The 12,346-nt window shown below is 39.1% G+C and carries 4 protein-coding genes and 1 CRISPR repeat array (1 of these 5 cut by a window edge); all 4 genes read right to left on the bottom strand.

The genetic code is table 11. The annotated features are described in order from the left end of the window. A CRISPR array of direct repeats spans nucleotides 1-7,638; the repeat unit is 30 nt; unit sequence ATTTCAATTCCTATATGGTGCGATTAGAAG; it reaches 1,836 nt to the left of the window's first position. A gap of 206 nt (nucleotides 7,639-7,844) precedes the next feature. The 4 genes from cas2 to cas3 are packed head-to-tail and all read right to left on the bottom strand — an operon-like array spanning nucleotide 7,845 to nucleotide 12,346. Next, on the bottom strand, nucleotides 7,845-8,108 hold the full coding sequence (gene cas2 / locus FPL27_RS01925; RefSeq protein ID WP_143959482.1) for a CRISPR-associated endonuclease Cas2: 264 nt from the start codon (nucleotides 8,106-8,108) through the stop codon (nucleotides 7,845-7,847). 12 nt (nucleotides 8,109-8,120) lie between these two features. Continuing rightward, nucleotides 8,121-9,125 carry a type I-B CRISPR-associated endonuclease Cas1b gene (gene cas1b / locus FPL27_RS01920; protein WP_143959481.1) on the bottom strand — a complete coding sequence of 335 codons (1,005 nt, stop codon included), beginning with the start codon at nucleotides 9,123-9,125 and terminating at the stop codon, nucleotides 8,121-8,123. 24 nt (nucleotides 9,126-9,149) lie between these two features. Further along, nucleotides 9,150-9,671, bottom strand: a complete 522-nt coding sequence (gene cas4 / locus FPL27_RS01915) for a CRISPR-associated protein Cas4 (protein WP_143959480.1) — start codon at nucleotides 9,669-9,671, stop codon at nucleotides 9,150-9,152. A gap of 2 nt (nucleotides 9,672-9,673) precedes the next feature. Beyond that, nucleotides 9,674-12,346 carry a CRISPR-associated helicase Cas3' gene (gene cas3 / locus FPL27_RS01910; protein ID WP_143959479.1) on the bottom strand — a complete coding sequence of 891 codons (2,673 nt, stop codon included), beginning with the start codon at nucleotides 12,344-12,346 and terminating at the stop codon, nucleotides 9,674-9,676.

The following is a 12,346-nucleotide window of genomic DNA, read 5'->3' as shown; positions in this document are numbered from 1 at the left end:
GGCGCATTTTAATTCCTATATGGTGCGATTAGAAGGATCCTTGGATGGAGGCTAAGCGACTGGACCTACGATTTCAATTCCTATATGGTGCGATTAGAAGGGTATTCGATGTGGTACTTGAGGTTGATGGAATTGTATTTCAATTCCTATATGGTGCGATTAGAAGTTTTGACGGAACCATAAACAATCTTGCGGTTAACGAATTTCAATTCCTATATGGTGCGATTAGAAGCGAGTCCAGGATAAAGACCTCTGATGTTTTAAAGGATTTCAATTCCTATATGGTGCGATTAGAAGTTTCCATGTGCTTTAGTCTAATCATGTTAAGCCTGATTTCAATTCCTATATGGTGCGATTAGAAGCAGAGCGAGGAACCAAAAGTCCGCAAGACCCATCAATTTCAATTCCTATATGGTGCGATTAGAAGCAAGACCATCACGGTAGGCACCTACATCGCAGCCAAATTTCAATTCCTATATGGTGCGATTAGAAGGTACCTTTTTCATATCCTAGGTTGCCTGGTATAACTATTTCAATTCCTATATGGTGCGATTAGAAGCCTAGTTCGTTCAGCTTGGCGAAACTTACAAACCTCATTTCAATTCCTATATGGTGCGATTAGAAGTGCTTGTTGGTATGCTGCAAGAGCTGGGTGAGCTTATTTCAATTCCTATATGGTGCGATTAGAAGATCTTCTTTCCAAACTGGATGGACTTTCTTTCGATCATTTCAATTCCTATATGGTGCGATTAGAAGCAGTAAATCCAATTATGTAGATGTGTTCTTTTACGAATTTCAATTCCTATATGGTGCGATTAGAAGTTCGTGGCTTTGCTAATGAGGGGTATGTTATTCAATTTCAATTCCTATATGGTGCGATTAGAAGGCGATTGGTACCAATCTTTTGCTTGATTGCTTAGTGATTTCAATTCCTATATGGTGCGATTAGAAGTTCATCAGCCCAAACAAATACCATTATACCTAAAAAATTTCAATTCCTATATGGTGCGATTAGAAGAAAAAACAGATGCCAACTGAAACAAAGAATTACATATTTCAATTCCTATATGGTGCGATTAGAAGGTTTCCGAATTTGAAATTAAAGACAGAAAAAACGTATTTCAATTCCTATATGGTGCGATTAGAAGCCTACCAAGTATGCACCCCTTGAATTACCATAGTGAATTTCAATTCCTATATGGTGCGATTAGAAGGCTCTGTGGGGTTGGGATAGGTCGTGGGGTGGTCTTATTTCAATTCCTATATGGTGCGATTAGAAGCTTGGTAAATACCACCTCCGGACGTCTTATTTACGCATTTCAATTCCTATATGGTGCGATTAGAAGTCGCTTTTGCTCACTTTATTCCCCAGAACCTCACATATTTCAATTCCTATATGGTGCGATTAGAAGTCGGCATGCAGAAAAGGCCTGTATTTTATTTCCCCTAATTTCAATTCCTATATGGTGCGATTAGAAGAATTGCGAGACACGACAATTCTGATGGAGATTCTACATTTCAATTCCTATATGGTGCGATTAGAAGAATGCGAATAGTGAGATTGAGTGATCTCGAAGAAATATTTCAATTCCTATATGGTGCGATTAGAAGGGTGTCCACTTTGGAGAGAACTGCTGCACCAAAGAGGATTTCAATTCCTATATGGTGCGATTAGAAGACTGTCAGCAGAGGAGTCGATCTACATCGAAGCCCATTTCAATTCCTATATGGTGCGATTAGAAGCTCACTGACCCGATCGTAGATGTGCGGGTTTTCGGATTTCAATTCCTATATGGTGCGATTAGAAGGCTAAAACCCAACTCATAGCCCTTGTAAAATTTCAATTTCAATTCCTATATGGTGCGATTAGAAGAAACTACAATCAGAGCAAAATCAGCCATATTATGTATTTCAATTCCTATATGGTGCGATTAGAAGTTTTGACGGGAATTATCCCATTTATAATTTCTATTATTTCAATTCCTATATGGTGCGATTAGAAGCTTGCCTCTAAGATACAGGCAGGAATCTTAATCATATTTCAATTCCTATATGGTGCGATTAGAAGTTTGTCACTTATGATGAGAGCAGAAAGAAAGGTGGATTTCAATTCCTATATGGTGCGATTAGAAGGGAGTTTCTCGGCAAGTACTTTATAGGTAGTGGCGAATTTCAATTCCTATATGGTGCGATTAGAAGTCCTCTTCTGCGCGTTTCATACGGCTATTCAGTTTGATTTCAATTCCTATATGGTGCGATTAGAAGTAGGGTTGCCATTTTGATGACACTTATGTTTTTCCATTTCAATTCCTATATGGTACGATTAGAAGAACATATACACGGTTTAAAAAACCCTCTGTCGTAAATTTCAATTCCTATATGGTGCGATTAGAAGAAAAATTGATGATATAGTAAACAAAGTCAAATCAAATTTCAATTCCTATATGGTGCGATTAGAAGCTTGCTCTCTATACTGGAAGACAAATGGGTAAGCGGATTTCAATTCCTATATGGTGCGATTAGAAGCACCGTCCGGTCAGTTTGTCGATACCGGAGCTTTATTTCAATTCCTATATGGTGCGATTAGAAGCCGTTCCTGTGGGACATTTGTCTTTCCTTAACCAATTTCAATTCCTATATGGTGCGATTAGAAGTTTTGTGGCATCCTGCAATTATCAGACAAAGCCTAATTTCAATTCCTATATGGTGCGATTAGAAGTGAGGAGGATTTAAACATCCTCATTAAAGGAAATTGATTTCAATTCCTATATGGTGCGATTAGAAGTAAGGATTCAAAATAAGATTCGTAGGCAGAGTAGGATTTCAATTCCTATATGGTGCGATTAGAAGAATGGTCAGCTTATGCACGGAAATAGTATTTTCTAAATTTCAATTCCTATATGGTGCGATTAGAAGCATCGAATGACACCCTTTGATTGTTTTCTTTTTTGGATTTCAATTCCTATATGGTGCGATTAGAAGCTGAAGCGATCTTTGATACCCTCATTATTCTATGCATTTCAATTCCTATATGGTGCGATTAGAAGTTTCTTCAAAATTTCACCTATTCTAAACCTTTTCATATTTCAATTCCTATATGGTGCGATTAGAAGTATGGCATCAGCAATTGAAAAGCTAGCCGGAACCAAATTTCAATTCCTATATGGTGCGATTAGAAGTCCTTTGTTGAAAACGTTTATAATTATTTCAATCAAATTTCAATTCCTATATGGTGCGATTAGAAGGGGCATGGTACATAGGACAGAGAATCCCACAGTTATATTTCAATTCCTATATGGTGCGATTAGAAGACCCTTTATCACTAGCGGAAGAAGCCTTATTAACCGATTTCAATTCCTATATGGTGCGATTAGAAGCCAAGAAATAGCGGTCTTTATGGGCCTGTGATAAATATTTCAATTCCTATATGGTGCGATTAGAAGAGCCAGAAGCTGACAAGTTGCCTCCTGAGCTTTATAATTTCAATTCCTATATGGTGCGATTAGAAGAGGAATTTCATGCTGTGTTTGCACTGACAATAAAATATTTCAATTCCTATATGGTGCGATTAGAAGAGAGGAGTCGGAGCAGTTCTGGATTGCACCTTCATATTTCAATTCCTATATGGTGCGATTAGAAGTGGATACTCAGCAAGGGCTGGGTGGCCAAGACCGAATTTCAATTCCTATATGGTGCGATTAGAAGTTCGTCCCACATGAATATGGGGTACTCATCTGTGGAATTTCAATTCCTATATGGTGCGATTAGAAGCAATCTCCTTGTCGAGGAGGCCTTCCGGAATCAGCATTTCAATTCCTATATGGTGCGATTAGAAGAGTATGGCATAATCCCACCTGCCTTATATCCAAAAATTTCAATTCCTATATGGTGCGATTAGAAGGAAGAAGATCTGAAAGATGAAATAGTAAACTCCATATTTCAATTCCTATATGGTGCGATTAGAAGCAAGTGCTCCATAACCTCTCTCCCCTGCGCTATCATATTTCAATTCCTATATGGTGCGATTAGAAGGAGCGTTTGGAGCGCAAAACGGTCACCAATACCTAATTTCAATTCCTATATGGTGCGATTAGAAGTTTGAAGGGGGGCCGATCAACCAGACCAACTTCAAATTTCAATTCCTATATGGTGCGATTAGAAGTACTGCCGAAAAATGAGTAATTTAGGAGAGCTAAAATTTCAATTCCTATATGGTGCGATTAGAAGCAAGTTCTGGGACTCTTTTCGATTCTGTTACAGAAATTTCAATTCCTATATGGTGCGATTAGAAGTTTGTAGCAATTTTTAACGCAATTGCTGGGTTTTGAATTTCAATTCCTATATGGTGCGATTAGAAGGGAGACCGAAGGGGAACCACCTTCGAGGTGCAGTTATTTCAATTCCTATATGGTGCGATTAGAAGTGAAAAATTCAAGGAAACGGATTGGGCCTCATTTTAATTTCAATTCCTATATGGTGCGATTAGAAGAGTACCTCAGGGATTTTAAGTACAGTATTGATCTGGATTTCAATTCCTATATGGTGCGATTAGAAGAAGATTTCGAAGCAGCTCAGGCCACAAAAGATGCCAATTTCAATTCCTATATGGTGCGATTAGAAGAGTTTTGGTTAAAGGCTTATGATAAGCATTTTTTATATTTCAATTCCTATATGGTGCGATTAGAAGAATCAGAACGAAGGCGGTAATTTTAAAGTAACCTAATTTCAATTCCTATATGGTGCGATTAGAAGAAGGAAGACCGCTACCGCTACGTGTTTACGGATTTATTTCAATTCCTATATGGTGCGATTAGAAGAGGATTCCCGAGGGGAATGGCAGGAAAAAATAAAAATTTCAATTCCTATATGGTGCGATTAGAAGCAATGTTCATGGCGTCAGACCCACCCGTGCAATAGAATTTCAATTCCTATATGGTGCGATTAGAAGCAAGAGTTCCAAAGTCTTTCCACCGAACCTTCACTATTTCAATTCCTATATGGTGCGATTAGAAGAGACGGGTTAGAACCTCCTACTAAGGAGGAATACCTATTTCAATTCCTATATGGTGCGATTAGAAGCTCCTATGCCGAGCAGACGGACAATGATGTGATAGAATTTCAATTCCTATATGGTGCGATTAGAAGCCTCGACCTTAAGCTGGTCTGGCCGCTTCATAGGTTATTTCAATTCCTATATGGTGCGATTAGAAGTTGTCGATTCCGTCTTGGGTAGAGGTGAAATAGTTGATTTCAATTCCTATATGGTGCGATTAGAAGGATGATAAATGAAGAGTATTGTGGAGTTTTAGTTATATTTCAATTCCTATATGGTGCGATTAGAAGTGGATTGTCAGTTGTCGTTTTTATCTTTTTGGACCTATTTCAATTCCTATATGGTGCGATTAGAAGATTCACTTCAGCAATCGTAAAACAAGCGATTAACCTATTTCAATTCCTATATGGTGCGATTAGAAGCCTGTATTTTGTAGTGCGGTTTGAAGACCTGGTTCAATTTCAATTCCTATATGGTGCGATTAGAAGTTTCCTTGTATTGTAGGGTGTAATGCCTGGATACTGATTTCAATTCCTATATGGTGCGATTAGAAGGTTATCTGGGGCTGTCTTATATGCTGGACAGAGCTGATTTCAATTCCTATATGGTGCGATTAGAAGAGGCGTAAAAACCCTCATCCTGCCAGCCTAGCATTTATTTCAATTCCTATATGGTGCGATTAGAAGAATGGCACATAACTCACGGATAGGGGAAATTGTGGCATTTCAATTCCTATATGGTGCGATTAGAAGATACAAGCAAAACACAAATAGCCATGAACGAAACAAATTTCAATTCCTATATGGTGCGATTAGAAGTGTATGGGAATGCAGACCACCATGCCACACATAAAATTTCAATTCCTATATGGTGCGATTAGAAGCAGTTACCTTGGCAGATCTGGCATCAAGCTCAGCATATTTCAATTCCTATATGGTGCGATTAGAAGCTGGGGATTTTTCAGTTGATTTCTACGGAAGAAAAAATTTCAATTCCTATATGGTGCGATTAGAAGGGTGGAGCCAATCCGCATACCCTTCTGCCTTTTCTTATTTCAATTCCTATATGGTGCGATTAGAAGTTAGGTCCTTCTGTTCCTGTGCAAATTCTGAAATTATTTCAATTCCTATATGGTGCGATTAGAAGAACGGATCCTTCGCCGTTGTATTCTCTAATTCCGTATTTCAATTCCTATATGGTGCGATTAGAAGCATAAATAATACTGTTTGTCCCATAACTGTTATCCACATTTCAATTCCTATATGGTGCGATTAGAAGAATATCTCCCTTAATATTTGGCGTTATCCCTAATTATTTCAATTCCTATATGGTGCGATTAGAAGTCGGTTAATCGCGTCTTTATACATTACGGTAACGCGATTTCAATTCCTATATGGTGCGATTAGAAGGTGCAGATAGCTGCCGTCCTGTTTGCTCTCTCCCGATTTCAATTCCTATATGGTGCGATTAGAAGTTTGCCAAAGAGCCTGCCGAGGTCGAGGTGATCAAATTTCAATTCCTATATGGTGCGATTAGAAGATATGACTTTTCAAGAGGGAGTGGTCGATAACAATATTTCAATTCCTATATGGTGCGATTAGAAGACCCTCATTGGTGAAACGGGCACCCCACTCGGCAAATTTCAATTCCTATATGGTGCGATTAGAAGAGAGGGCAAAGGTTTTATCGAGGTATATTCTACCCTATTTCAATTCCTATATGGTGCGATTAGAAGTTGAATGCACACAGTTGAAACCACCCATACAGCTATTTCAATTCCTATATGGTGCGATTAGAAGGTAATTCACCGTTCGCTCTTCCTTTGGCTCTGTTATTTCAATTCCTATATGGTGCGATTAGAAGCCATGTGCTGAGACATAAATTGTATAACCCATTTTATTTCAATTCCTATATGGTGCGATTAGAAGGGAAAATCTGAACCCCTAAAAAACGGTCGTCTTTAAATTTCAATTCCTATATGGTGCGATTAGAAGTCAGCGTATGTATTTATGTCCTTCTGATACTCTGAATTTCAATTCCTATATGGTGCGATTAGAAGTTGTGCCTTCCAAATCGAAGTCCAAAGAACTGTCTGATTTCAATTCCTATATGGTGCGATTAGAAGGACTGTCGAGACATCGTGAATCACTGGAAAAGCCAATTTCAATTCCTATATGGTGCGATTAGAAGGTTTTATAATAGCCTTGGGTTTGAGTCGGTGCTTATATTTCAATTCCTATATGGTGCGATTAGAAGTTCAGTATTGGTTAAAAGGATGCCCGAACCTTGCAAATTTCAATTCCTATATGGTGCGATTAGAAGACCCATTATCATGGCAAAAATTAAAGCAGTAACAATATTTCAATTCCTATATGGTGCGATTAGAAGGGTTCATGATTTCCACGGAATGGTTGGCTTCGACTAATTTCAATTCCTATATGGTGCGATTAGAAGCCTCGGGGAGTGCTGCATAGGCAGTTCCACCTGCGTATTTCAATTCCTATATGGTGCGATTAGAAGGATGAAAGATCAAAAACCCGACTGTCGGGACATCGATTTCAATTCCTATATGGTGCGATTAGAAGCCGTTGGTTTGAGAGGGCAAAAAGACCGTCTACTATCTTCAAGGACCCTTTCAAAGTTAATAAAAATGATAAGATTTTCGTCGATCGGCAGTACCCGATTTTCCCCTAGTGTTCGACAACCTGCAATGCCTGTCCTATTTGAACTTTTCCACAAAAATCAGAGAAAATCTTACCTATGCTTTCACTGCTAAGGACTCCTCCGACAACTACAAAAAAGTATCTAGATTATTCTTCTCTTCACCAATTACCTCCTTTTCAAGCCATTTTTTTTCCCTGCTCTTAAAGATAATCATACTATCCTCCCCTTTCTTCATCAATTGGTTTGCCTCTGCTTTTAGTTCCTTCAGCTTTACAGGCGTGATCTCCCCCTCAAAGACAGAGTTCTGTATCCAGTTGAGGTAACGGCGACAAAGCTTGAGCATCTTGCCAACTCGCTTTTGACCAATGTCATATACCAATATTACATACATAGCTTCTCTCTTTTACCACCAGACCTTGAATGGTCGATAGGTTTCCATATCCAATAGGTGCTTACTTAGTTTATAGCATTCCAGTTTAACCAAACTCTTGTAACTCACCTGCTTCTTCAACACCCTATGTTTGAGGGTTTTGTTCAGTCTTTCCTCAAAAGCCTTGATAAATACTTTTTTACCGGATTCCTTCAGCACAACCTTGTTGACGTGAAAATCAAAATCCTTGGACTGAATTTCTCTTTTGTTCAATACCCTGAATATGGTCCGGTCCACCAGCAGGGGCTTGAATATTTCGGCTATATCCAGAGCCAGTGAATACCTCCTATAGCCCGGCTCGTGCAAAAAACTAATGGTGGGATTCAACTGGGTATGGTAGATCTGGCCCAGGCAAAAGGTATAGCACATCATGTTGCCAAATGAAATAAGGGCATTAATCTCATTCATGGGCGGCTGTTTGCTCCTCCCTTCCATTGCATGATCTTTCAGTATCCCATCAAAAGCCTGATAATAAACATGCCTGATATTACCCTCCACTCCCATTAATGCCTGTACATTATTGGCCCCACCAATCTGTTCAGCTAGGTTGCCGATTTTTTCCAGGCTACCCTCCAGGTCCTTGCCCCGGTTCTGGTAATATCGAAGGTTTTTACAAATGTTGAAGGCAGCCCCTTCCACGAATTTTCCTGCAATGGCTAGCCTTCTGGTCGGGGAAAGATAATGCTTCGTTTGCTGGATCTGCATCTTACCGGCCAAAAGGTATTCCTTGGGCATAAAGCTTCCCGTGTAATGCTCGTAATAATCAAAAAAGTGGACACTGATACCGGCTTTTCCCAAGAAGTTATACATGGCACTGTTTGCATCCAACGCTCCGAAACAGTACAAATCCGAAATTCCCTCCACGGGAAGATATTTGGGTGTCCCTTCCTTCCCGGATTCATCTACGGGGGTAAACTTCAGGGTATTGTCTTTCCGGCTGATCCTGCCGGGGTTAAAAAGGTAGTAGGTCTTTCTCAAAATCTCAATAATTAAGTCAAAAATTTAAATCAGTTCCTCCGGAAGTTCCCCGGAATAGCAGAATTCGAAATAACTGCAGGTTCGGCATAAACTCTTCTTTATTAATGGAGGGCACTTTTCTTGAGATATTAAGCCCTTTACTTCATCTACCCATTTTAACACCAACTCGTCATCACCCTCTTCAAATTCTACCACTTGACTTTGCCGCATCTTGGGATATTCCAAAATAGCAGTCACCCCTTCAATGCCATGTTCTTTCAACACATATATATAATATTTGACTTGTGCTAAATGGGCATATTCAACTCTGTCAGATTTTTTGATTTCATGGACGACTTTGTTCTTGGCGTCATAATAATCAATTTTGATATTGCCAATTTGCAGTTCGGTGTATTTCTGCGCCCTACTTTGATAACTTGTATCCCCTATAAGTTTACCCTCAGCTACCACTTGGGAAGTATGCTCCATTCGAATTCCCTGTGCATGTAACCACATTTGCCGTTTACATACATGGAAAAGGTTGATTAATGTGGCATTAATTCTCATAGTTAAATAAAAATAAGTTCAGAAAATTTCAGATCCTGTAAGCCATTTTCATAGCTGTAAACTTCTTCATGGCTAACTAAATATAGATAGCCATATTCTTCTTTATTCCCTGCATTTCTCAATTCCTTTACCACTTTAGATTCTGAAAAAAGTGAAAAAGTGTACATTCCCATGATGGATTGCAGCATTTTTAAATTTCTTTTTCTACCCACAAATGTATCATTGCTGTCGGTGATCAACTTTTTGTACAAGTCAAATACATCTTTCCCCGCCAATTTGTCTTCACACGGATTTAACCCTAAACTCTCCAGAAACCCCAGTTGATGCGGCGTAAACACTTTTTCTGATCCATGTGTAACAGCCATTTTCAATGGCACAAACACACTGATATTGGATTGATTAATTAGGGTGAATTCAGTATCTATTTTTGGGAAATTTAGTTTTCCAATTAATTCCTCCCGATACTCTTTGTATGTACCAGCCAGTCCCATTTCTTGATTTGAATCATCCAACCACCCTTTTACCTTATCATAAAGCACATCAAACCTTTTTGTCCGTAGGATCTTGAAATAATCTTTCTCCAGGCTGTTGCGAGTCTCCTTAAACCTCTGGTCCTTACCGTAAATCAAACTGGCATTATCCAAATCAAAGAGATAAACTGTACACCCCTCCTTCTTTACATTTCGATTGACACGACCAGCAAGTTGTTCTTCAGAATCTATGATAGAGCGATTTTTAAAACCTAGATCCATGTCAATGTCAACCCCTGCTTCCACTACCTGAGTGGTGATCAATAAAACATTTTCTTCCTGATTTCTTTCAGCTTTTAATTGCCTAATAATTTCCTTTCTCCTAGGTTCCAGAATGGTTCCACTCAGTACATAGATGTGATACCCATAAAACATCTCTTCAGCTAACGCTGCAAATTCGGTAGCTGATTTTTTGAAGATGAACTCAACAATAGTTCTTACCTTACCGTGATGAGCCTTATAATCTTCCGATTTCTCAAAGATCTCAGCTGACAGCCATTCCAGGTAAGCTTGCCGGTCTTCCTTGCATGGCTGTTTTCTGATTAAAAGTTCATCACTGAAGATTACCCGATCGGCAAAATTGGCATTTAGGAAAAAACGGTCGATGGCACCCGGAAGCAGGTAACAGAAATCTGCCTCCACCAAGGTTCCGATTTTGGGTAATGTAGCCGACATCACTATAAACCTTATGTTAAAAGCTTCAGCATATTCTTTTAGCAAGTAGGCCATTTTATCCCATAATGCCGGATTATAAGCCTGCACCTCATCAATGACTACAATACTATTGGCCAACCTATGCAAAAGGTAAATACTGGACTTCTCATTGGATTTGATAATATCAAAGAAGCGGACATGGCTCAGAAAGGTATAAGGATAATTTACAAACTGGTTATGGATGTCATCTAGCCGCTCAACACCATACAGTCCATCTTTTTCTACTTCCTGATCTCCCTTTTGTTTCCAAGGTGCCCTCCCGTGCAATTCTATCCATTCATCCTGCTCCAAGCCGAGTGTTTCCTCCGCTGATAAAAGGGTTTGAGTAACCAAAGTTGTAAAGGGGAAAACATAAAAAACTTTATTCAATTCCTTATTGGCTTGCAGAAGCTCCATTGTAGAAATGAATGCCATATTTGTCTTGCCTCCACCTGTGGGAGCTTCTATGTAGAAAAGCCTTTTTCCCGAATTTTGGCGTATTCGATGAATTACCTCGGCTGCCATTTTTGAACGCAAACCATTTAGGTTTTCAGGAGACTTCTCTAGGTATTTTTCTAAGCCCTCGGCAAGCAAATTTTCTAATGATTGATAAAGTGCATTATTATGGGAATGCGTTCGCTGAAGTGCTAAAAAATGGTTACTCCGTTGACAATCGGTTAAAACACCAAAGGATTCATAATGTGAGGTCCACCCATAACAATAATGAGAAGTAGCATAATAATCTGCTGCTGTAAGCAATGAGAAATTTAGCCGGATCAGCGCGAACCATTCAAACCCTAAATTTTCAAAATTCACATTTCTTTTTCGCAAAGTAAGTAACCCTTCCACCAATTGCGGGGGGAAGGGTTTGTTATAGCAGTAAAGATAACTTTCTAATCCCTTGCACAAATCCGTACTGAGTTTTTCAAATGTATTTCCTGCAGATAAATCTTCCAAGTTGGGACTGTGATGCCTCCCTATATTGTGAGCCATTGCAAAGATGAATAATATAACCTTTTGCTGACTCTCTGGACTCTTGTCTCCTAGCACCCTAAACCCATCTGAAACCTGATGAACCAAGAAAATAAAGGAACTTAAAACAGAATGTTGTGACTCAATACCGTTTTTGACATTATTCGGAAAATGCTTTACATTTTCCAGTTTTCGCTGAAAATTCTCGTTTACCTTTCCGAAATCATGATAAAGAATCGCTTGCCAAAAAAGCCTTTTACAAAATTCAGCCAGGCTTTCTTCATCCTTGCAAATTTTTAGCAACAACCTGTCTATTATTGGCTCTAACCCATGTATCCTAACCAAAACCTGAAAATAATGGGTTACTAAATCCATGTGTTCACTCAAGGTTTCAGCAGGAGTATGCGCTAGGTATTTTTTCGACTCTTTCAGCAAAGTCTCTACCTGTTCCTGGCTGATCACTCCCTTAAATGACCTCAT

The organism is Litoribacter populi (assembly GCF_007483685.1).
Taxonomy (GTDB): domain Bacteria; phylum Bacteroidota; class Bacteroidia; order Cytophagales; family Cyclobacteriaceae; genus Litoribacter; species Litoribacter populi.
The sequence above is the reverse complement of the archived record's forward strand: the minus strand, read 5'-3'. Positions and strand labels throughout refer to the sequence as shown.